General features: G+C 76.0%; 21 protein-coding genes and 2 pseudogenes. 9 read left to right on the forward strand and 14 right to left on the reverse strand.

The window, feature by feature from the left end; translation table 11 throughout:
- The first annotated feature begins 18 nt into the window (after window positions 1-18).
- The 6 genes from hrpB (at window position 19) to JKP76_RS15625 (ending at window position 6,375) form a co-directional block, all read left to right on the forward strand.
- On the forward strand, window positions 19-2,499 hold the full coding sequence (gene hrpB / locus JKP76_RS15600) for an ATP-dependent helicase HrpB (RefSeq protein ID WP_200491825.1): 2,481 nt from the start codon (window positions 19-21) through the stop codon (window positions 2,497-2,499).
- Window positions 2,500-2,536: 37 nt separating this feature from the next.
- Window positions 2,537-4,372, forward strand: a complete 1,836-nt coding sequence (malQ, locus tag JKP76_RS15605; RefSeq protein ID WP_200491826.1) for a 4-alpha-glucanotransferase — start codon at window positions 2,537-2,539, stop codon at window positions 4,370-4,372.
- Between the two features lie 92 nt (window positions 4,373-4,464).
- On the forward strand, window positions 4,465-4,758 hold the full coding sequence (locus tag JKP76_RS15610) for a hypothetical protein (RefSeq protein ID WP_309229652.1): 294 nt from the start codon (window positions 4,465-4,467) through the stop codon (window positions 4,756-4,758).
- A gap of 76 nt (window positions 4,759-4,834) precedes the next feature.
- A complete protein-coding gene (locus JKP76_RS15615; RefSeq protein ID WP_200491827.1) occupies window positions 4,835-5,035 on the forward strand; it encodes a hypothetical protein in 201 nt (66 codons plus the stop codon).
- A gap of 24 nt (window positions 5,036-5,059) precedes the next feature.
- Window positions 5,060-5,524: a hypothetical protein gene (locus tag JKP76_RS15620; RefSeq protein ID WP_200491828.1), complete on the forward strand. Its 465-nt coding sequence runs from the start codon at window positions 5,060-5,062 to the stop codon at window positions 5,522-5,524.
- Window positions 5,512-6,375, forward strand: coding sequence for a DUF998 domain-containing protein (locus JKP76_RS15625; protein WP_200491829.1), 864 nt, complete (start codon window positions 5,512-5,514; stop codon window positions 6,373-6,375). The genes JKP76_RS15620 and JKP76_RS15625 overlap by 13 nt, the downstream gene beginning before the upstream one ends.
- Before the next feature lie 28 nt (window positions 6,376-6,403).
- Here the strand turns inward: JKP76_RS15625 and JKP76_RS15630 are convergent, their stop codons facing one another.
- Window positions 6,404-8,395 (reverse strand): Acg family FMN-binding oxidoreductase, encoded by a 1,992-nt coding sequence (locus tag JKP76_RS15630; protein ID WP_200491830.1) that lies wholly within the window; start codon window positions 8,393-8,395, stop codon window positions 6,404-6,406.
- Window positions 8,396-8,515: 120 nt separating this feature from the next.
- Between JKP76_RS15630 and JKP76_RS15635 the strand changes: the two genes are divergently transcribed.
- Window positions 8,516-10,060, forward strand: a complete 1,545-nt coding sequence (locus JKP76_RS15635; RefSeq protein ID WP_200491831.1) for a UDP-N-acetylglucosamine 1-carboxyvinyltransferase — start codon at window positions 8,516-8,518, stop codon at window positions 10,058-10,060.
- 91 nt (window positions 10,061-10,151) lie between these two features.
- Here JKP76_RS15635 and JKP76_RS21365 read toward each other — a convergent pair whose 3' ends face one another.
- The 3 genes from JKP76_RS21365 to JKP76_RS15645 are packed head-to-tail and all read right to left on the reverse strand — an operon-like array spanning window position 10,152 to window position 12,768.
- Window positions 10,152-10,337 carry a hypothetical protein gene (locus tag JKP76_RS21365; protein WP_242471972.1) on the reverse strand — a complete coding sequence of 62 codons (186 nt, stop codon included), beginning with the start codon at window positions 10,335-10,337 and terminating at the stop codon, window positions 10,152-10,154.
- Window positions 10,322-10,855 (reverse strand): SDR family NAD(P)-dependent oxidoreductase, encoded by a 534-nt coding sequence (locus JKP76_RS15640; protein WP_242471973.1) that lies wholly within the window; start codon window positions 10,853-10,855, stop codon window positions 10,322-10,324. The genes JKP76_RS21365 and JKP76_RS15640 overlap by 16 nt, the downstream gene beginning before the upstream one ends.
- A 17-nt stretch (window positions 10,856-10,872) precedes the next feature.
- Window positions 10,873-12,768 carry a PucR family transcriptional regulator ligand-binding domain-containing protein gene (locus JKP76_RS15645; protein WP_309229650.1) on the reverse strand — a complete coding sequence of 632 codons (1,896 nt, stop codon included), beginning with the start codon at window positions 12,766-12,768 and terminating at the stop codon, window positions 10,873-10,875.
- A 322-nt stretch (window positions 12,769-13,090) separates the two neighbouring features.
- Here JKP76_RS15645 and JKP76_RS15650 point away from each other — a divergent pair, with 322 nt between their 5' ends.
- Entirely contained in the window at window positions 13,091-14,074 is a 984-nt protein-coding gene (locus JKP76_RS15650; RefSeq protein ID WP_200491832.1) for a DUF2877 domain-containing protein, read from the forward strand.
- 13 nt (window positions 14,075-14,087) lie between these two features.
- On the opposite strand, the gene JKP76_RS23580 is transcribed toward JKP76_RS15650, so the two are convergent.
- The 10 genes and pseudogenes from JKP76_RS23580 to rpe form a co-directional block, all read right to left on the reverse strand.
- Window positions 14,088-14,573 carry an SSI family serine proteinase inhibitor gene (locus JKP76_RS23580; protein WP_200491833.1) on the reverse strand — a complete coding sequence of 162 codons (486 nt, stop codon included), beginning with the start codon at window positions 14,571-14,573 and terminating at the stop codon, window positions 14,088-14,090.
- Between the two features lie 40 nt (window positions 14,574-14,613).
- The gene (hisG, locus tag JKP76_RS21375; protein ID WP_242472170.1) at window positions 14,614-14,829 is read right to left on the reverse strand and encodes an ATP phosphoribosyltransferase; all 216 of its coding nucleotides are present in this window, start codon (window positions 14,827-14,829) and stop codon (window positions 14,614-14,616) included.
- A gap of 87 nt (window positions 14,830-14,916) precedes the next feature.
- Window positions 14,917-14,982, reverse strand: a pseudogene (locus tag JKP76_RS22670) (hypothetical protein); the annotation flags it as partial.
- 121 nt (window positions 14,983-15,103) lie between these two features.
- Window positions 15,104-15,427 (reverse strand): annotated as a pseudogene (gene hisG / locus JKP76_RS22675) (ATP phosphoribosyltransferase); the annotation flags it as partial.
- A 90-nt stretch (window positions 15,428-15,517) separates the two neighbouring features.
- Window positions 15,518-15,781: a phosphoribosyl-ATP diphosphatase gene (locus tag JKP76_RS15665; RefSeq protein WP_200491834.1), complete on the reverse strand. Its 264-nt coding sequence runs from the start codon at window positions 15,779-15,781 to the stop codon at window positions 15,518-15,520.
- On the reverse strand, window positions 15,778-16,299 hold the full coding sequence (ribH, locus tag JKP76_RS15670; RefSeq protein ID WP_200491835.1) for a 6,7-dimethyl-8-ribityllumazine synthase: 522 nt from the start codon (window positions 16,297-16,299) through the stop codon (window positions 15,778-15,780). Before ribH ends, JKP76_RS15665 begins: the two co-directional genes overlap by 4 nt.
- Window positions 16,300-16,375: 76 nt before the next feature.
- Window positions 16,376-17,689 carry a bifunctional 3,4-dihydroxy-2-butanone-4-phosphate synthase/GTP cyclohydrolase II gene (locus JKP76_RS15675; protein ID WP_200491836.1) on the reverse strand — a complete coding sequence of 438 codons (1,314 nt, stop codon included), beginning with the start codon at window positions 17,687-17,689 and terminating at the stop codon, window positions 16,376-16,378.
- Window positions 17,686-18,306, reverse strand: coding sequence for a riboflavin synthase (locus JKP76_RS15680; protein WP_200491837.1), 621 nt, complete (start codon window positions 18,304-18,306; stop codon window positions 17,686-17,688). The genes JKP76_RS15675 and JKP76_RS15680 overlap by 4 nt, the downstream gene beginning before the upstream one ends.
- Before the next feature lies 1 nt (window position 18,307).
- Window positions 18,308-19,369 (reverse strand): bifunctional diaminohydroxyphosphoribosylaminopyrimidine deaminase/5-amino-6-(5-phosphoribosylamino)uracil reductase RibD, encoded by a 1,062-nt coding sequence (ribD, locus tag JKP76_RS15685; protein WP_309229649.1) that lies wholly within the window; start codon window positions 19,367-19,369, stop codon window positions 18,308-18,310.
- A complete protein-coding gene (rpe, locus tag JKP76_RS15690) occupies window positions 19,366-20,037 on the reverse strand; it encodes a ribulose-phosphate 3-epimerase (protein WP_309229648.1) in 672 nt (223 codons plus the stop codon). Before rpe ends, ribD begins: the two co-directional genes overlap by 4 nt.
- A 51-nt stretch (window positions 20,038-20,088) precedes the next feature.
- On the opposite strand from rpe, the gene JKP76_RS15695 reads away from it, so the two are divergent.
- Entirely contained in the window at window positions 20,089-20,667 is a 579-nt protein-coding gene (locus JKP76_RS15695; RefSeq protein WP_200491838.1) for a hypothetical protein, read from the forward strand.
- The last annotated feature ends 54 nt before the right edge of the window (window positions 20,668-20,721 follow it).

Genomic DNA, 20,721 nt, shown 5'->3' on the forward strand with positions numbered 1-20,721 from the left:
CGCAGCAGACTGGGCACCGTGCTGCCACCGCCCGGGACGCCGGGGACCGACCTGCCGGTCCGCTCCGCGCTGCCCGCGCTCGCCGACGCCCTGGCCGCGCGGGGCAGTGCCGTGCTGGTCGCGCCGCCCGGCACCGGCAAGACGACGCTCGTCCCGCTCGCGCTGGCCGGCGCCCTGCCCGGCCGGATCGTGGTCGCCGAGCCGCGCCGCGTCGCCGCCCGGGCGGCCGCCCGCCGGATGGCCGCCCTGCTCGGCGAGCCCGTCGGCGGCCGGGTGGGCTTCAGCGTTCGCGGAGAGAGCCGGCGCAGCGCCGCCACCCGCGTCGAGGTGGTCACCACCGGGCTGCTCGTCCGCCGGCTGCAGGCCGATCCCGAGCTGACCGGGGTGTCCGCCGTCGTCCTCGACGAGTGCCACGAGCGGCACCTCGACACCGACCTTGCGCTCGCCTTCACCCTCGACGTCCGCGGCGCGCTGCGCCCCGACCTGCAGCTGCTGGCCATGTCGGCCACCGCGCAGGCCGAGCGCCTGGCCGCGCTCCTCGGCGGGGACGGCGCACCCGCACCCGTCGTCGAGGCGCCCGGCGCACTGCACGACGTCGACGTCCTCTGGGCACCACCGACCGGCCCGGTCGACCCGCCGCACGGCCTGCAGGTCGACCCGCGGCTGCTCACCCACGTCGCCGCCACCGTCCGCCGCGCGCTGGCCGAGCGCACCGGCGACGTCCTGGTCTTCGTGCCCGGCGCCGCCGAGATCGGCCGGGTGACCACCGAGCTGCGCGGGGTCGAGGCCGACGTCCTCCCCCTGCACGGGCGGCTGCCGGCCACCGCGCAGGACGCCGCGCTGCAGGCCGGCCCCCGGCGCCGCGTCGTCGTCGCCACCGCGCTGGCCGAGAGCAGCCTGACCGTGCCCGGCGTCCGCGTCGTCGTGGACGCGGGCCTGGCCCGCGTCCCGCGCGCTGACCTCGCCCGCGGGCTCGGTTCGCTGGTCACCGTGCGGGCGTCGCGCGCGGCGGTCACCCAGCGGGCCGGCCGGGCCGGGCGCGAGGCCCCGGGCGCGGTCTACCGCTGCTGGACCGCGGCCGAGCACGACCGGCTGCCCGCGCACGAGGAGCCGGAGGTCGCCGTCTCCGACCTCACCGCCTTCGCCCTCGAGCTCGCCTGCTGGGGCGCCCCGGGCGGCACCGGCCTGGGCCTGCCCGACCCGCCCCCGGAGGTGGCACTGCTGGTCGCGGACCGGACGCTGCGCACCCTCGGCGCGGTGGACGACTACGGCCGCGCGACCCCCCGCGGCCGAGCCCTGACCGCCGTCGGCGTGCACCCGCGCCTGGCGCGGGCGCTGCTCGACGGCGCCCCGCTCGTGGGCCGGCGCCGGGCCGCCGAGGTGGTGGCGCTGCTCTCCGCGGACCTGCCCACCCGCGGCGACGACCTGGTGGCGGGCTGGCGCGAGCTGCGCTCGGGCACCGACCGGGGTGCGACCGCGCGCTGGAAGGACGAGGTCGCCCGCCTCGAGCGCTCGGTGGCCGACGTCCCGCCGCCGCGCATACCGGACGACACCGCCGCCGGGCTGGTCGTCGGGCTCGCCCACCCCGAACGGCTGGCCCGCCGGCGACCGGACGGCACCGCCTACCTCATGGCCGCCGGCACCGGCGCCGAACTGCCCCCGGGTACGGCGCTCTCCGGCGCCCCGTGGCTGGCGGTCGCCGTCGCCGACCGCGCCCCCGGCCGCCGGGACGCCCGCGTCAGGTCGGCCGTCGCGATCGATGAGGCCACGGCCCTGGAGGCCGGCGGTCCGCTGCACACCGAGGGCGACGAGGTGGCCTGGCGCGACGGCGACGTCCGCAGCGCGCACCTCGAGCGGCTCGGCGCGATCGTGCTGGCCGAGCGCCCGGCCCGTGCACCGGACCCGGCCGCCGCGGCCGCCGCCGTCGCCGAGGGGCTGCGCCGCGAGGGGCTCGGCCTGCTCACCTGGACGCCGGCAGCCACCCGGCTGCGCGAGCGGCTGGCCGCGGCGCACGCCGGGCTCGGCGATCCCTGGCCCGCCGTCGACGACGCGGCCCTGCTCGCCGGCATCGACGTCTCCGGCGCCCGACGGCGCGCCGACCTGGCCCGCGTCGACGTCGTCGCGGCGCTGCGCGCGCTCGTGCCCTGGCAGCTCTCCGGCGACCTGGACGCCGTCGTCCCCGACGCGGTGACCGTGCCGACCGGCTCCCGGATCCGCGTCGACTACACCGACCCCGCCGTCCCCACCCTGGCGGTGCGTGTCCAGGAGGTGTTCGGCTGGGCGGCGGCGCCACGGGTGGCCGGCCGGCCGCTGCGGCTCGAGCTGCTCTCCCCCGCCCGTCGCGTCGTCGCGACGACCGCCGACCTCGCCGGCTTCTGGGTCACCGGCTACCCGGCCGTCCGCAGCGAGCTGCGCGGCCGCTACCCGCGCCACCCCTGGCCCGAGGACCCGGCCGCGGCGCCGGCCACGACGCGAGCTTCGCCACGCGCGCGCCGCTGAGACTGCGGGCTCCCGCCGGCCCGGCGAGGATCAGCCGGTGACACGCACCCCGACGACCGACGACCGCGGCATCGACACCAGCTGGCTGGACGCGCTGGACCAGGAGCACCAGGTCGCGCAGGAGACGATCGACCGGCTCCGCGAGATCATCGGCGAACCGCCGGCCGACCTGGAGGACCGGGCGCCGATCGTGGCCCGCCCCGGGGACGCCCTCGAGATCGACGAGATCGACGTCATCTGCGAGGACGGCGAGGTCCGGCACGTCGACGGCTCGCTGCCCGAGGACTTCCCGCTCGGCTACCACTGGTTCCAGTCCGCCGAGGGGCGCCGCCGCCGGCTGATCGTCACCCCCGGCCGCTGCTGGCTGCCCGAGCAGCGCAGCTGGGGCTGGGCCGTGCAGCTCTACGCCGCGCGCAGCCGGGAGAGCTGGGGCATCGGCGACCTCGGCGACCTGCGCAGCATCCGCCGGATGGCCGCCGAGCAGGGCGCCGGGTTCGTCCTCATCAACCCGCTGCACGCCGTCGCCCCCATCCCGCAGCAGGAGGCCAGCCCGTACCTCCCGGCCACGCGGCGCTTCCTCAACCCGATCTACCTGCGCGTCCCCGAGGTGCCCGGGGCCGAGACCGTCGACCTGGAGGAGGACGCCGGCCGCGCCCTGAACGACGGCGAGCTCATCGACCGCGACGCCGTCTGGGCCCGCAAGCGCGAGGTGCTCATGCGGATCTTCTTCGCCCACGGCGGCGGCGAGGCGTTCGGGCGCTGGCGGGAGGAGCAGGGGCAGACCCTGCAGGACTGGGCCACCTGGGCCGCGATCACCGAGGAGCACGGCGCCGACTGGCACACCTGGCCCGAGGATCTGCGCCGGCCCGGCAGCCCCGCGCTGGCGGAGTACGTCGAGCAGCACGGCGCCGTCGTCGGCTTCCACGCCTGGCTGCAGTGGGCGCTGGAGCTGCAGTTCACCGCCGCCACCGACGGCATGACCGTGATCCAGGACCTCCCGATCGGGTTCGCCGGCGGCGGCGCCGACGCCTGGACCTGGCAGGACGTCCTGGCCGACGGCGTGAGCGTCGGCGCGCCGCCGGACGCGTTCAACTCCGCCGGGCAGGACTGGGGCTCGCCGCCGCTGATCCCGTGGCGGCTCCGCGACGCCGACTACGAGCCGTTCATCCAGTCCATCCGCGCCACGATCGCCGGCGCCGGGGGCTTGAGGATCGACCACGTCATGGGCCTGTTCCGGCTCTGGTGGGTGCCCCGCGAGGGCACCGCCGCCGACGGCGCCTACGTGCGCTACCCCGCCGAGGACCTGCTCGGCATCGTCGCCCTGGAGAGCGCCCGCGCCCAGGCCCTCGTCGTCGGCGAGGACCTCGGCACCGTCGAGGACGGCGTGCGCGAGGCCATGGCCGAGCACGGGGTGCTCTCCTACCGGCTGCTGTGGTTCGAGGACGACGAGCCCGCGACCTGGCCGGCCGAGGCGATGGCCGCCATCACCACCCACGACCTGCCCACGGTCGCCGGGCTGGTCGGCGGCGCGGACCTGGACGAGCAGCGGGAGCAGGGCACCGGCACCGAGGAGGAGCTGCAACGCGGCCGCTCCTCGCTGCTCGAGCACCTGCCCGGCGTCGACGAGGGCTCCTCGCCCGAGCAGGCGGTCGAGCGGGCCCACGAGCGGCTGGCGCAGGCGCCGTCGCTGCTGCTCTCCGCGACCCTGGACGACGCCGTCGGCGAACCGCGGCGACCCAACATGCCCGGTGCGGCGGACCGCCCGAACTGGTCGTTGCCGCTGCCCGTCCTGGTCGAGGACCTGCCCGCCCACCCGCTGCTGCGGACGGTGGTCCGGACCCTGGCCGACGGCCTGGCGGGCGACCGCTCCTGAGGTACCCGGCGGGTCGGGCTCGACGGCCCCGACCCGCCGACACACCCCGGACCCGTCTCGAACGTCTGTTCGATCCGTGCGATCCTGTCCGGGTGGCCGGAGGGATGCAGCGGGGCGGGTCGGGGCGGTCGCTCGCCGAACGCGCGGCGCTGTCCGGCGCGGTCCCCACCACCCCTCCTCCGCCCGTGCCCGGGCGGGCCGCCGAGGGCCGGCACTGCTGGGTGCACGACCCGCCCGACGCCCCCGGCACCTGGCCGGGGCTGCTCGTCGAGTGGCGGCAACGGCACGGCACCTGGCAGGGCCGGGTGACCTACGCCGTGAGCGGCTCGGACGGGCCGGCGCTCATCGAGGCGTGGCTGCCGGCTGCGCGGCTCGAACCGCGCTGACCCGGTGGGTTAGGACCCCTGCCGAGCGGGCTATGGGTTCCGGGACCGCTCGAACCACCCCCGGAGGAGAGCTCCCATGACCGATCCCCAGGACGGCCCCACCCTCGACGACGTGATCACCCCCGAGGAGAACGTCACCCGGGACCGCACGCAGCACGCGAAGGACCCGCACCCCGACGAGGAGGTCCTCGAGCGCCGCACCGAGCTCGAGCGCCAGGCCGTCGGCTCCGACGACGCCGACCCGCTGGGCGCCGAGCGCCACCCGGCCACCGACTGACGCCGAGGCCCCCGCCGGCTCGGGATGGGCCTCCGGACGGAGCCGGGCGCGCTGGCCGCCTGGCTGGTCAAGAGCAGCCGCCCACCGGAGCAGATCGAGCCGGGATGGACGCCGGGCGAGCAGCGGGAGCTGACCCGCTGCGTCCGGCGCTCCTACCGGCTCGGCCTGGTGGCGGCGGGCCAGCCGGTGCTGCTGTGGGTGAGCGGCCGGGTCACCCCGGGCGTGCACGCCGTCGGCATCGTCACCGGCCCGCCGCAGGAGCCCGCCGACCCCGGCCCGGACGGCGACGACCGCCCCGCCCTCCCCGTGCGCCTGACCCGGCTCGCCGACCCGGTCGATCGCGGCGAGCTGCTGCACGACCCGCGGTTCCGCGACGCCGAGGTGCTCCGCATGCCGGCCGGGAGCAACCCCTCCTGGCTCACCGCGGCGCAGCTCGCCGCAGTCCTCGAGCGGGCCGGCGCGCCGCTCCTGGGACCATGGGTGCCGTGACTTCCGACCGAATCCGCTGGGGCGCGCTCGCCTGGCTGCTGACGCTGCAGTTCTTCGTCGTCGAGACCGTGGTGCAGTTCCGCGGCGAGGGCTACTCCCGTGCCGACGACGTCATCAGCGACCTCGGCGCCACCACGTGGCCCGGCCACCAGGTGATGAACGCCTCCTTCGTCGTGCAGGCGGCGCTCATCCTGGGCGGCACCGTGCTGCTGCTGCCGGCGCTGGGGGCCGGCGCCGGCCGCGTCGCCGCCTACCTCTTCGGTCTGGCCGCCGTCGGTGTGCTGCTGGTCGGGGTGCTCCCCTCGGACCGCTCCGGCACCTGGCACGGCGTCGGCGCGACGATGTACCTGATCGGCAGCGCGCTCGGGCTCATCGCGCTCGCGTACGCGCTGCGTCCCCGCTCGGAGGTGCTGGGCACGGTGCTCGTGGTGCTCGGGCTGGTCGGCACCGCCGCCACGGTCTTCTTCCTCACCGAGGTCGCCGTCCTCGCCGAGGGCGCGACCGAGCGCGCCGCCGCCTACGTGCTGCCGATCGGGCTGGCCGTCGCGGGCCTCGCGTTGGGCAGGTCCGGCGCGGCCGCCGAGGTCGGGGACGGGGTTGGGGCCGGCACGAGGGACGACCCGCGGCCCTCCCGCCGCGAGGAGCGCGCCCGGGCCCGCGCAGCGGCCGCCGAGAGGGCCCGCGAGCGGGACGCCGCGCTGGAGGCCGCCGCCCAGCGCGCCGCGCAGCGGAGCGGACGCACCGGCACCGGGTCCGCGGACGCCGAGACCGGCGCAGGGTCCGCCGGCGCCGAGCCGGCCGACGACTTCGACGCCGACGACCCGTGGGCGCCCACCCGCCGCACCGACTGACCGGCCGGAGCCCCTCTGCGGATCGGGCTCAGGGCGCGACCGTGAGCACCTCGGCGACCGGACGCCGGCCGCTGACCGCGACCTCGCCCCCCTCGCGCGGGTAGCCCATCCGCAGCAGCATCTGCGGGTGCCCGACGAGCGAGAGCCGGGCGCGCAGCCGGGTGCGGGTGGCCGGCCAGTCCAGCGCCTGGGTCAGCGGCGAGGCCGCGACGCCGGCCGCCGTGGCGACCAGCAGCACCCGGGCCAGCGCCCGCCCCGCCTGCAGCCAGGCGTACCGGTCGTCGCCGTCGGTGCCCATGAGCACGACGGTGGGCCGCTCGACCTCGGGCGGCGGCGCGTCGGCGTCGACCGGCGCCCCCTCCCCCGCGCTCCGGGTGCCGACGACGAAGTCCCGGATGCTCCAGTTCGAGGGCCGCCCGTGGGGGTCCTCGGCCGGCACGGCACCCACCGGGACGCCGTCGACCGCGGCGGGGTCGGTGCGCACCCACTGCTGCAGCTCGGCGAGGTAGGCGGGGTCGCCCTGCTCCATCTCCTCGGCCCGGTCGATGAGGAAGACGGTGGCGACCTCCTCCTCCGACCGCGTCACCGGCTTGAACCAGGTGCCGAACGCGGCGGCCTCGGCCTGCAGCCGGTCCAGCAGGTCGACCGGGACGACGCGCGGCTGGAACGGGTCGCGGACGGTGTGCCGGCGGGCGATCGATGCGGCCAGCGCGGAGTCCTCGTCGGTCGCCACGATCGGGCCGATGACCCGCACCGTCGCCAGGTGGTCGGCGTCGTCGTCCGGCAGGAGCTCGACCTCGCTCAGCCAGCCCGCGGCGGCGAGCGCGACGACGGCGAACTCGACGGCGATCCCGCAGCTGATCACCTGCTGGCGACCGGTCGGGTCGAGCACCGGGAGCGCGCGCCCCGGGTCGAGGAACACGTCGAGCTGGTCGGCCGTGGCGGTGAACCGCCACGGCTGGGTGTTGTGGATCGAGGGCGCGCGCGTGGCCGCCTCCACCACCTGCGCCCACTGCTGCTGGTCCACGGTCCTACCTCCCGGTCGGGTGCCTGGGACCTGCCTACCCCATCGGCGGCCCGACCCCGCACGCGCGTCGCTCACGTGCCGGCGGGCACCGGCTCGGCCCGGGCCGCCGCCGACCGGCGGGGCGCACCCCGGCGGGAGAGGCGCCACACCCGTCAGGCAGACCGCGCCGCCGACGACGGCGAGCGCCGGCGGCACCTCGTCGAGCAGGCCCCAGCCCAGCAGGATCACCAGCGGCGGCACGAGGTAGGTGGTGACGCCGAGCCGGCCGGCGTCCATCCGGGTGAGCGCGTAGGCCCAGGTGCTGAACGCCAGCGCCGTCGGCACCACCCCCAGGTAGACCATGCCGGCGATCGAGCCGGCCGGGGCGGTGCCGAGGTCGCGGGCGAGCGCGCCGGCCCACGGCAGGCAGCAGACCGCCCCGATGGCGCAGGCGGTGAAGGTCACCTGCAGGCCCGGGAGCCGGCGCAGCAGCGGCTTCTGCGCCACGACCCCGATGGCGTAGGTGACGGCGGCGACCACGCACAGCACGACGCCCAGCAGGTCGACGTCGGCACCGCGGGTGGCCAGGCCGATGAGCAGCACCCCGGCGAAGGCCACCGCCACGCCGACCACCAGCCAGCTCGGGAAGCCCTCGCCCAGCAGCCACCCGGCCAGGACGGCGATGAGGATCGGCCCGATGTTCACCAGCATCGCGGTGGTGCCGGCGTCCAGGTGCTGCTCGGCCGCGTTGAGCGCCAGGTTGTAGACGCCGAACCAGCCGACGCCGCACACCGCCAGCAGCACCCACTCCCGGCGGTCGGGCGCCACCCAGCCCCGGCCGGCCAGGAGCAGCCCGAGCACGGCGGTGCCGACGAGCAGCCGGCCGAGCGCCAGGGCGCCGGGCGAGAGGTCCTCCCCCACGCCCCGGATGGCGACGAACGCCGACGCCCAGGAGAGCACGGTGACGACGACCGCCAGGACGGTGCGGGCCGAGGGGGCGGCGGGAGAGCTCACGAGCGGACCGTAGGCGCGGGCACCGACAGGATCCGGCGGGAACCGGACACCGCACCGGTTCGCGTGGGCGACACGCGACGGTCCCGGCTCGTTATCTCACAGATGAGATAGCCTCGCCCGGTGACGGTGACCGAGCTGCCCCCCGACTCCGCGATGCGCCAGATCGGGGCGCTGGTCCGGGACGCCCGGCAGCACCGCGGCCTCACCCAGCAGCAGCTCGCCGACCGGCTGGGCACCAGCCAGAGCGCCGTCGCCCGCATCGAGCAGGGCAACCAGAACCTCACCCTCGAGCTGCTCGGCCGGCTCTCCGCCGCGCTGGAGAGCGAGCTGATCAGCGTCGGCCCCGCCGGGCCCACGCACCTGCGGGTCACCGGGGGCCGGCTGCTCAGCGGCAGCGTCGCGGTCAAGTCGTCGAAGAACGCCGCCGTCGCGCTGCTCTGCGCCGCCCTGCTCAACCGCGGCCGGACGACGCTGCGCAACGTGGCGCGCATCGTCGAGGTGGAGCGGATCCTCGACGTGCTGCGCTCGATCGGCGTCTCGGCGTCCTGGGACGAGGCCGGGCACGACCTCACCCTCGTCGTCCCGGACGAGCTGGACCTGGCCGGCATCGACGCCGACGCCGCCCGGCGCACCCGCAGCATCATCATGTTCCTGGGCCCGCTGCTGCACCGGGCACCGGAGTTCGAGCTGCCCTACGCCGGCGGCTGCGACCTGGGCACCCGCACCGTGCAGCCGCACATGATCGCGCTGCGCCCGTTCGGCCTGGAGGTCGAGGCGCGCGCCGGCGAGTACCACGCCACCGTCACCCCGACCGGGGCCACGAGCCGCACGATCGTGCTGACCGAGCGCGGGGACACCGTCACCGAGAACGCGCTGCTGGCCGCCGCCCGCGCCGAGGGCACGACCACCATCCGCAACGCCAGCTCCAACTACATGGTCCAGGACCTGGTCCTGTACCTGCAGCTGCTCGGGGTGGAGATCGAGGGCCTGGGGACGACGACGCTGACCGTGCACGGCCGCCCGGTGCTGGACGCCGACGTGGACTACACGATCAGCGAGGACCCGGTCGAGGCGATGAGCCTGCTCACCGCCGGCATCGTCACCGGCTCCGAGCTCACCGTGCGCCGGGCGCCGGTGGAGTTCCTCGAGATCGAGCTGGCGGTGCTGGCCGAGATGGGGCTGCGCTACGAGCTCTCGCCGGAGTACCTCGCGGCCAACGGGCACACCCGGCTGGCCGACGTCACGATCCACCCCTCGCAGCTGCGGGCGCCGATCGACAAGATCCACCCGATGCCGTTCCCGGGGCTCAACATCGACAACCTGCCGTTCTTCGCGGTCATCGCCGCCCACGCCGAGGGCTCGACGATGATCCACGACTGGGTCTACGACAACCGGGCCATCCACCTGTCCGACCTGACCCGGCTGGGCGCCGACGTGCGGCTGCTCGACCCGCACCGCGTGCTGGTCGACGGCCCGACCCGCTGGTCCAGCGCCGAGGTGGTCTGCCCACCCGCGCTGCGCCCGGCGGTCTGCATCCTGCTGGCGATGCTCGCGGCGAAGGGCACCTCGGTGCTGCGCAACGTCGACATCATCGCCCGCGGATACGAGCACCTCTACGAGCGGCTGGTCGAGATCGGCGCCGCGATCGAGGTCTTCCACGACTGACCCCCGCCACGATCAGGTGACCTGATCCCAGCGCGTCCTCCCTCGGCGCGCACCGCGAGGGAGGACGCGCTCCGGTGAGGGAGGACGCGGTTCAGCGCTCCTGGTCGGTGGGGCGCACCAGCATCTCGTTGACGGCGACGTGCCGCGGCTGGCCGACCATGTAGACCACGGCGCGGGCGATGTCCTCGGCTTGCAGCGGCGTCATCGTCTCGGCCATCTTCTTCGACGCCGCCCTGGCCTCGGGCTGGGTGATGTGGTCGGTCAGCTCGGTGGCCACCGCCCCCGGCTCCACCAGCCCGATCCGCACACCGCGGCCGGTGACCCCCCGGCCCCCTTGCGCGCGACCCGGCCCGCGACGCTGGAGACGTTGACGACGTCCCCGGACCCCTGCTCGACCATCCCGTCGATCGCGGCGTGGGTCATGTACATGAGGCCCAGCACGTTGGTGGACAGCATCCGGCGCCAGTCCTCGGGGTCGGCGCCGACGATGGTGCCCAGCAGCATCACGCCGGCGTTGTTGACCAGGACGTCCAGCCCGCCCAGCTCGGACCGGGTGCGGGCGACGGCGTCGGCGCAGGCCTGCTCGTCGGTGACGTCGAGGTCCAGGGTGAGCACGCTCGCGCCGCTGCCGCGCAGCCGCCCGGCGAGCTCGTCGAGCCGGTCGCGGCGGCGGGCACCGATGGCGACCGCGGCGCCGGCGGCGGCCAGCGCCTCCGCCGTCGCGGCCCCGATGCCCGACGAGGCCCCGGTGACCAGGGCGACCTTCCCCTGCAGCGGACGCGCAGCATCGGTCATGGCGGTTCCTCCAGTGCTCAGAGCAGCGAGTCGAGGCCGTCGTCCGGCGGCGGGGCCATGCCCGCCTCCAGCGGCGGGCGGTGCGGCTGGTCCAGCCCGCTCATCCGGGCGGCGTGCAGCGCCAGCAGCAGGTTCAGCCGCAGGTTGGGGTCGCTGGTGAAAGGCCCGAGCATCCGCTCGAGCTTGCCGATCCGGTAGCGCATCGTGTTGTAGTGGAAGTGCAGCCGGCGCGCGGACTCCGCGACGTTGAGGTTGGTCTCCAGCAGCACCAGCAGCGTCTCGCGCAGGTCGGCCGAGTCGGCGTCGGTCGCGTCGGCCAGCGGGCCGAGCACCTCGTCGACGTAGGAGCGCAGCTCGGTGCTGTCCGGGATGAGCGACAGCAGCCGGAAGACGCCGAGCTGGTCGAAGTGGGTGACCGAGGCGCCGCCCTGGATCTCCTGGCCGACGCCGAGCGCCCGCTGCGCCTGGCGGTGCGCCTCGGCGAGCTCGGGCAGCGAGCCGGCGGGCCGGCCGATACCGGTGCCGAGCACGCGGCCCAGCCGGCGCAGCCGGCCGTTGACCCGCGAGCTGACGGCGGCGACCAGCGAGGAGACCTCCTCGGGCGTGCGGCCGTCCAGCGGCAGCAGGGTGACGATCTCGGTGGCCAGCCCCGCGACGGCGGCGCCGGCGACCTCGGACTCCAGCGCCGAGCGCCAGCCGTCGGCCAGCCGGTCCAGGACGTCGAGGGCACGCGTGGGGTCGCCCGCCGCGTCGGCCACCGTCTCGGTGGCGGTCACGAGCACCGCGACCGGCCCGTCCAGCCGCCAGCCGAACGACCGGGTGTAGGCCAGCGTCCGCTCGGTGTGGCCCACCGAGCCGCCGACGAGGCGCCGGACCAGGTCCCCCTGGAAGCGCAGCTCCACGGAGTGCACGGCCTGCAGCCGGATCACCGACAGCGCGGCGATGACCGCCGCGCGCTCCAGCACGCCGCCGGCACCGACCATCATCGCGCCGGTGCGGTGCACCGCGACCAGCCAGCCGTGCCGCTGGTCGCCGGCCATGATCGGGGCCACCGCGTACTCCCCCACCCCGCCGGGGAGCTCGTGGTGGCCGGGGACGAGCAGGATGCCGTCGGCCGGCGAGAGGTCGGCGTCGGCCAGCACGTCGGCCGGGGTCACCACCGTCCGGTCGGCGCGGACACCGGCCAGCCGGCGGGAGGGCGTGAGCTCGGCGAGGGCGTCGTCCGCGGCGGCGTCCAGGAGCCACAGCCAGTCGCTGATCTCGGCGACGTCGTCCCGGGGGCCGGCGCTGGTGACCACCTCGCGGTCGGGCCCCAGGCCCAGCACCGCGGCGCCGTCCATCATCACGGCCAGCCGCTGGGTGACCTCGGCCAGCCCGCCGCCGGTGAGCGCCACCTCCATGAACTGGTCGTCCATGCGGGAGGAGAGCGCGAGCGCCTGACCCTGCTTGGTGACGACGGCGCCGAGCACCTCGGAGACGATCTCGTCCAGGCGGACGCCGGCCGGCAGCGCCAGCACCGGCAGCCCGCGGCGCTCGGCCTCGGCGAGCACCTCCGCCGGCACCGGCGGCGGGCCCTCGGCGCGCCGGTAGGCCAGCGCGGCGGTGCCCATCGAGTCCAGCCGCTCGACCAGCGCCCGGCAGTTGGCCGGGTCGGCCTGCGGCAGCCGGGCCCCCAGGACGACGAGGACGTCGACGCCCGCGGCCGCCAGCGGGTCGGCCGGGTTGTCCACGACCATGTGGCGGACGGAGCGGCCCAGACCGCCGCTGCCGGCCACCACCGACGACCCGGAGAGCCCGGGCAGGTCGAGCACGTCCTCGACGGTCAGCCCCATGCGCTCCTGCCAGCTGCCGCGCTCGGCGCGGGGGTCGGCGCGGGCCGGCTCCTCGACCACCCAGTTCCGGCGAAACGGCACCGTTCCGTCACGCTGCGTGGGCGACACGGGCGAGCTCTCACTCTGAGTCACGACACACCCCCCCTTCCCGTCGCCAACGTGGCGTCCGTGTCGCAGAAATCTGTCAGGACTCCCTGGACCGGTGCACCCATTCTTGGCGAGTTCCGCCATCAGAGGGCGTGCGACGCGCCGCATAGGTTCGAAGTCCACTCAACCCGCTCGCAAGGATGCTAGGCCGTCACTCCCGACCCGGCGGCACCTGCCCCCTCCGCGAGCGGACGGCGAGCAGAACTCGGACGGGGCCGACCCGACCCCTCCGACGTCCCTGCGGCGAAGGGTCACCATGCGCACGATCGACGAGACCACGGGCCGCGACGGCCGCTCGCATACGACGGCGGCGCGCGGCCGCGCCGCGCGAGCAGCCGTTCCGACCATCCCCCTCCACCGCCACGCCGGCTCCCCCGGGCGCCCGCGCCAGTTCACCCCCGTGCCGGCGGCCGCCAGCACCGGTGTCACCGCGCTGCTGCGCGGCCCCGTCCGCCGGGCCCGCATCGTCGCGAGCACCCCGACCGGCGTCTACCTGCACGTGCCCGGCGAGCGCGACGGCGACGTCGTCGCCGTCCTCACCAGCGACGCGGCCCGCCTGCCGCTGGGCTGCGTGCTGTTCCGCCCGAGCACCGGGCGCCCGCTCGTCTCCCCGACAGCAGCGGCCGAGGTCGGGGGCGGCCGCATCGTCGTCGGCGACCTCGCGGTCAGCGCCGCCGCCTGGTGGGACCCCCGCCCCCGGCTGCCCAGCGCGCGGCCCGCGCTCCTCCCCGAGGGCGTCCGCCAGCTGCGCACCACGCTGTACGGCGAGGGCGTCCCGCACAGCGCCTTCGCGCTCCCTGGTCTCCCCACCGGCCCCGGGGGCCCGCTGGCCGCGCTGCGCGGCGCCGTCCGCCGCGCCGACCTCGACGCCGCGCTGCGCACCGCCACCCGCCTCATCGGCGTGGGCCCGGGCCTGACCCCGGCCGGCGACGACGTCATGGCCGGCACCATCGCCGGCCTGGTCCTGCTCGGGCACCCCGCCGCGCCGCGCTTCGCCGCCGGCGTGACCGCACTGGCCGCCTGCCGCACCACCGAGCTGTCCCGGGCGCTGCTGCGGCACGCGGCCGCCGGCCGGGTCAGTGGCGAGTACGCCGCGGTGCTGCACGCGCTGGTCGGCGAGGGCTCGCTGGCCGCGGCGGTCGACGCCTTGCTGTCGTCCGGGCCGACGGGCAACCGCGCCACGGCCCTGGGGCTGTGCACCGCCATCGACCTGGTCGAGCGCACCACCCGGGGCCGCTGACGACGGGGAGCGATCAGCCCGCGGGCGCGGGCACCACGGGGACCAGCGCGTCCCACTGCGCGATGCGGCAGCCGTCGACCCGGGAGAGCTCGAGGTCGACCGGCTCGCCGCCCCAGCGCCCGAGCACCCGCGCGGTCTCCGGCCCGCCGTACTGCTGCGAGCACATGACGTCCTCCGGCAGCGGGGCGAACGGGCGCTCGAGGCCGGCCAGGTGGTCGCACGCGGCCTGCGCCACCGGGTGGCTGCCCTCGACGAACCCGACGCAGGTCAGCGTCCAGGTCTCCGCCGCGCGGCCGTCGCCCAGGTCGATCTCGAGCTGGAGGTCGTTGTCCGCCTGCGCGATCCCGCCCGCCGCCGGATCGGCGCCGCCCCCGTCGGGGTCAGGGGCGGTCGGGCTCGACGTCGTCGGACCCGGTACAGCGGCGCCGTCGTCGTCGGACGAGCCGCAGGCGGTGAGCAGCAGGACGGCGGGCAGCAGGCCCAGGGCGAGTCGGCGCACGTGCTACTGACGAGCGGGGGCGCGGAGAAGTTTCCGCCGGTCAGAGCCGCGAGGCGTGGATGCTCGTGACCAGGATCGCCCGGGCCCCCAGCTCGTAGAGGTCGTCCATGATCTGGTTGGTCTGGCTGCGCCGGACCATGGCCCGCACCGCCGACCAGCCGGCCCGCTGCAGCGGGCTGACCGTCGGGCCCTCGATGCCGGGCGTGATCGCCGTGGCGCGGGCCAGGATGTCGTCCGGGCAGTCGTAGTCGAGCATCACGTACTGCCGGGCGACCAGCACGCCCTGCAGTCGGCGGCGCAGCTGCGCGACCGCGGGGATCTCCTCGGCGCCCTCGCGGCCCACGAGGATCGCCTCGCTGGCCAGCACCGGCTCGCCGATGATGTGCAGACCCGCCGCGCGCAGCGTCGTCCCGGTCTCGACGACGTCGCAGACGGCGTCGGCGACGCCGAGCGCGCAGGCGGTCTCGACCGGCGCCGTCGAGCTTGACGACGTCGGCCTTGATGCCCGACTCCCCGAGGTGCCGCTGCAGCAGCACCGGGTAGGCGGTGGCGATCCGCTTGCCGGCCAGCTCCTCGACCGACTCGATGCCCGAGCCGACCGGCGAGGCGAAGCGGAAGGACGACCGCCCGAAACCCAGAGGCATGACCTCGACCGCGGTCGGGCCCTCCCCCTCGGCCGGCGCGGTCTCCAGCAGCATGTCGCGCCCGGTGATGCCGACGTCCAGCGTGCCGGCGGCCACGTAGACGGCGATGTCCCGCGGCCGGAGGTAGAAGAACTCGGTGTCGTTGTCGGGGTCGTAGACCACGAGGTCCTTGGTGCTGCGCCGCATGCGGTAGCCGCTCTCGGCGAGCATCTCCGCCGCCGGCTCGCTCAGGACGCCCTTGTTGGGGACGGCGATGCGCAGCACGGAACTACTCCTCAGAACGGGGACGACGCGGGGAGATCAGAGGTGAGCGTAGACGTCGTCCAGGGTCAGACCCCGGGCGAGCATCAGCACCTGCACCCGGTAGAGGAGCTGGCTGATCTCCTCGGCCGTGCGCTCCTCCCCCTCGTGCTCGGCGGCCATCCACGACTCGGCCGCCTCCTCGACGACCTTCTTGCCGGCGGCGTGCACGCCGTCGCGGACCGCGGCGACGGTGCCCGAGGCGGCGTCGCCCTCGGCGACCTTGACCGAGAGCTCGGCGAACAGTGCGTCGAAGGTCTTCACGACCGGCCTCCTGCGGGGGTGGCGCTGAACCCGGTGGTGCGCTGCCGGCGCCGCAGGTCGCGCAGGGTCAGGGCGGTGGCGAGGGCGGCGATGGTCGCCTCCCAGCCCTTGTCCTCGGCCGAGCCGGGGAGGCCCGCGCGGTCGCGCGCCTGCTCCTCGGTGTCGCAGGTCAGCACGCCGTTGCCGACGGGGGTGCCCGCGTCCAGCGCCACGCGCGTCAGGCCGGCGGTCACCGCGTCGCAGACGTACTCGAAGTGCGGCGTGCCGCCGCGGATGACCACTCCGAGGGCGACGACGGCGTCGTGCCCCTCGGCCAGCGCCTGGGCGACCACCGGCAGCTCGACGGCGCCCGGGGCGCGGACGACGGTCGGCTCCGCGACGCCGCTGGCCCGGGCGGCCTCGAGGGCGCGGGCGAGCAGCGAGTCGGTGATCTCCGCGTGCCAGGTGGTGGCCACGATGCCGAGCGTCAGCCGCGCGGCGTCGACGGGCTCGACGACCGGCGCTCCCGAACCACTCACGTGACCTCCTCGCTGGCGCTCGTCGGCCGCGTTCGCGGCTCCACTGCTCTGTCCATCGCTGAACTCGCGAGCTCGTTCACGAAGGCTGCTCGTCGACGCGGAGGGGCACGTTCTCCGGGATCGGGTCGGCGTGCACGGGCTCGCCGGCCTCCTCGACCCCGGGCTCGATGATGTCGAGCAGGTGGCCCATGCGGTCGCGCTTGGTGCGCAGGTAGCCGAGGTTCTGGGCGGTCACGTGGCTGGGCAGGCCGACCCGGCCCAGCACCTTGAGGCCGTAGCCCTCCAGCCCCGCGCGCTTGGCCGGGTTGTTGGTCAGCAGCCGCATGGTGTGCACGCCCAGGTCGACGAGGATCTGCGCGCCGGTGCCGTAGTCGCGGGCGTCGGCCGGCAGCCCCAGGTCGAGGTTGGCGTCGACCGTGTCGGCGCCGAGGTCCTGCAGCTGGTAGGCCTGCAGCTTGTGCAGCAGGCCGATGCCCCGGCCCTCGTGCCCGCGGATGTAGAGCACGATGCCGCGGCCCTCGTCGGCGACGGCCTGCAGCGCGGCCTGCAGCTGGGGGCCGCAGTCGCAGCGCAGCGAGCCGAAGACGTCGCCGGTGAGGCACTCGGAGTGCACGCGCACGAGCACGTCCTCGCCGTCGCCGATGTCGCCGTAGACGAAGGCGACGTGCTCGCGCTCGTCGTAGGAGCTGCGGTAGCCGACGGCGGTGAAGGTGCCCGGCGCCAGCGGCACGATCGCCTCGGCCACCCGCTCGACCAGCTTGTCGAAGCGCTTGCGGTAGGCGATGAGGTCGGCGATGGAGACCATGACGAGGTCGTGCTCGTCGGCGAAGACGCGCAGCTCCTCGCCGCGGGCCATCCCGGTCGGGTCCTTCTCGCTGACGATCTCGCACAGCGTCCCCGACGGGCGCAGGCCGGCGAGCACGGCGAGGTCGACGGCGGCCTCGGTGTGGCCGGGCCGGCGCAGCACGCCGCCGTCCTTGGCGCGCAGCGGGACGATGTGCCCGGGCCGCGACAGGTCGCGCGAGGTCGCGTCGGCGTTGGCCAGCGTGCGGATCGTCGTCGCCCGGTCCGAGGCGGAGATGCCCGTGGTGACGCCCTCGCGGGCGTCCACGGTGACGGTGTAGGCGGTGCCGAGGCGGTCCTGGTTCACCCGGTGCATGGGCGGCAGGTCCAGCCGGTCGGCGTCGGACTCGGTGACCGCGACGCAGATGTAGCCCGAGGTGTAGCGGACCATGAAGGCCACCAGCTCGGGGGTCGCCAGCTCCGAGGCGAAGATGAGGTCGCCCTCGTTCTCGCGGTCCTCGTCGTCGATCACGACGACCGGGCGGCCGTCCTTGATCGCGGCGATCGCGGTCTCGATGCTGTCCAGACGGGTCAGGGGTGCGGTCACCGACGTGCCTCCAGCAGTCGCTCGACGTACTTGGCGATCACGTCGACCTCCAGGTTGACGGGGTCCCCCGTGGCGCGCGTGCCCAGCGTGGTCTCGCGGAGGGTGGTGGGGATCAGGCTGACCTCGAGCCACGGCTCGGGGTCGGTGGCAGCGCACACGGCGCTGACGGTGAGGGAGACGCCGTCGACGGTGATCGAGCCCTTCTCGACGACGTAGCGGGCGAGCCCGGCCGGCAGCCCGATGCGGACGACCTCCCAGTGCTCGCCGGGGGTGCGGGCGAGCACCGTGCCGACACCGTCGACGTGGCCCTGCACGATGTGCCCGCCCAGGCGGGTGTGCGCGGAGACGGCCCGCTCCAGGTTGACCGGGTCGCCGTCGGCCAGCGCGCCCAGACTGCTGCGGTCCAGCGTCTCGGCCATGACGTCGGTGGTCCACACCGAGGCCTCGCCGTCGGGGGTGACACCGGTGACGGTCAGGCAGACGCCGTTGACCGAGATGGAGTCGCCCAGGGCGACGTCCTCGAGCACCCGCTGCGCCCGGATCCGCAGGACGGCGGAGTCGCCCTGGGCCTCGCGGACGACGAGCGTGCCCACCTCTTCGACGATGCCGGTGAACACCTCAGCTCCCTTCCCGGACGGACTGTCGGCCCCCAGTGTGCCGGGTGGGCCGCAGCCGGAGTTGCACGTCCCCACCCGACGGGAGCACCTCGACCGTCTCGAAGGAGAGCGCATCCGCGATCGAAGTGATTCCCAGGTCGCCCACGAGGGCCGGTCCGGCGCCCAGGAGCTTCGGTGCGAGGTGGACCACGGCCTCGTCCACGAGCCCGGCGCGCAGGAACGCGGCGGCCAGCGTCGGGCCACCCTCCAGCAGCACGCGGCGCACGTCGCGGCCGAACAGCTCGGCCAGCAGCTCCGCCGGCCCGGCGGCCCGGCTGACCAGCGTGGGTGCGGCGTCGTCCAGGACGCGGGCGGTGGCGGGCAGCCGCCCGCGCCGGTCGACGACGACGCGCAGCGGCTGCCGGTCGGCGTCGCGGCCGTCGGTGTCGCGCACGGTGAGCTGGGGGTTGTCGGTGACCGCCGTCCCGGAGCCGACGACGACGGCGTCGCAGGTGGCCCGGAGGCGGTGGACGGCGGCGCGGGTCCGCGGGCCGGTGATCCAGCGGCTGCTGCTGTCGGCGGCGGCCACCCGGCCGTCGAGCGTGGCGGCGACCTTCCACACGACCTGCGGCCGGTGCTCGCGCACGCCGGTGAGCCACGGCGCCAGCGCGCCGTCCTCGGCCAGGTCCTGCTCGACGCCGAGCTCGACGACGACGCCGGCGGCGCGCAGCCGCTCGGCTCCCCCGCCCGCGAGCTGCGTCGGCTCCGGGACGGCGACGACGACCCGGGCGACGCCGGCGGCGATCAGCGCGTCGGCGCAGGGGCCGGTGCGGCCGGTGTGCGCGCACGGCTCGAGGGTGACGACGGCGGTCCCGCCCCGGGCGCGCTCCCCCGCCTGCGCGAGGGCCTGCACCTCGGCGTGCGGGCCGCCCGGTGGCTGCGTGGCGCCCTCTCCGGCGACGGTGCCGTCGGCGGCCAGGACGACCGCGCCCACGGCGGGGTTCGGGCTGGTGGTGCCGAGGACGGCTGCGCCCAGTTCGCGGGCGCGGGCCATGGCCGCGCGCTCGACGTCGCGGATCGTCACCCGTGCATCGCCGCGGCGGCCTGCGCGCGCAGGGCGGCGATCGCCCTCGCCGGGTCGTCGGCGCCGTAGACGGCCGAGCCCGCGACGAACATGTCCACGCCGGCCTCGGCGGCCTGCTCGATCGTGTCGGCGTTGATCCCGCCGTCGATCTCGACGACGAGCGTCAGGTGACCGGCGTCCACGAGTTCGCGGGCCTTGCGGGCCTTGGGCAGCACGTCGGCGATGAAGGACTGGCCGCCGAAGCCGGGCTCGACGCTCATCACGAGCAGGGTGTCGAAGTCGGGCAGCACGTCGAGGTAGTCCTCGAGCGGGGTGCCGGGCTTGATCGCCAGGCCGGCCAGCGCGCCGGCGGCCCTGAGGTCGCGGGCGACGGCACGGGGGTCGGTGCACGCCTCGGCGTGCACCGTGACGTTGCGGGCGCCCATCTCGGCGTAGCCGGGCGCCCAGCGCTCCGGGTTCTCGATCATGAGGTGGCAGTCCAGCGGCACCGGGCTGACCGCCTGGATCGCCTGGGCCACGGGCAGGCCCAGGGTCAGGTTCGGCACGAAGTGCGCGTCCATCACGTCGACGTGCAGCCAGTCGGCGTCGGCGACCCGCGCCACCTCGGCGGCGAGGTTGGCGAAGTCGGCGGAGAGCAGGCTGGGGGCGATCATGGGCTGCCGGGACACGCGGGGAGTCTAGGTGCCGCCTTATTGCGGCCTCGTCCACGGAGGGTGCACATGGATCTGGCCGACGGGGTGGCGGTCGGGCTGGCTGCCCGCTGCCTGCGCGAGCGCGGCCGGTTGCGCTCCTTCGACATCTGGGACACCGCCGCCCGCGGCGCGCTGCTGGTCGATCTGGTCCGCGCCGGCCGGGTCGTGGAGCAGGCCGATGCCATCGAGGTGCAGGTCGCGCCGACCGGGTTCCCGCCGGCGGACCGGCTGCTGGCCGCGATGGAGGTCGAGCCGCAGCAGCCGCTGACCTGGTGGGTGGACCACGGCGGCGTGGGCATGTCCGACGTCGCCGACGCGGCGGTGACGGCGCACCGGTGGACGGTCCGCCGGACGCTGCTCGGTCGCCGGTACGCGGTCGGGACGCCGGCTTCCCACGGCGAGCCGGAATCGGCGGTCCTCGACGCACTCGCCACGGCCTGCGGCGCCGCCGGGCGTCGTCCGGCAGAGGTCGACCGGCGCGACCTCGAGCGGGCCGGTCCCCTGCTCTGGATCTGCGAGGCGGTCGTCGCCCACCTCCAGGAGGCGCAGTGGCGCAGCATCCGGCAGGCCGGGGCGGCCGACGGATCCGGCTCGCCCTACTACTGAGCCACCGCCCGACCTGCGCGGACGTGTCCGTGGGGCACCACCGGGTAGGGCCCC

The sequence above is a fragment of the Blastococcus sp. TML/C7B genome (genome assembly GCF_016612845.1).
In the GTDB taxonomy this organism is placed as follows: domain Bacteria; phylum Actinomycetota; class Actinomycetes; order Mycobacteriales; family Geodermatophilaceae; genus Blastococcus.

Excerpts from the sequence above, each read along its gene's own strand:
- JKP76_RS15615 (WP_200491827.1), top strand. The coding sequence starts at position 4,835 with ATGACCGATCCCCAGGACGGCCCCACCCTCGACGACGTGATCACCCCC.
- JKP76_RS15620 (WP_200491828.1), top strand. The coding sequence starts at position 5,060 with ATGGGCCTCCGGACGGAGCCGGGCGCGCTGGCCGCCTGGCTGGTCAAG.
- JKP76_RS15625 (WP_200491829.1), top strand. The coding sequence starts at position 5,512 with ATGGGTGCCGTGACTTCCGACCGAATCCGCTGGGGCGCGCTCGCCTGG.
- JKP76_RS15640 (WP_242471973.1), bottom strand. The coding sequence starts at position 10,855 with ATGACCGATGCTGCGCGTCCGCTGCAGGGGAAGGTCGCCCTGGTCACC.
- JKP76_RS15650 (WP_200491832.1), top strand. The coding sequence starts at position 13,091 with ATGCGCACGATCGACGAGACCACGGGCCGCGACGGCCGCTCGCATACG.
- hisG (WP_242472170.1), bottom strand. The coding sequence starts at position 14,829 with ATGCTCGACTACGACTGCCCGGACGACATCCTGGCCCGCGCCACGGCG.
- JKP76_RS15695 (WP_200491838.1), top strand. The coding sequence starts at position 20,089 with ATGGATCTGGCCGACGGGGTGGCGGTCGGGCTGGCTGCCCGCTGCCTG.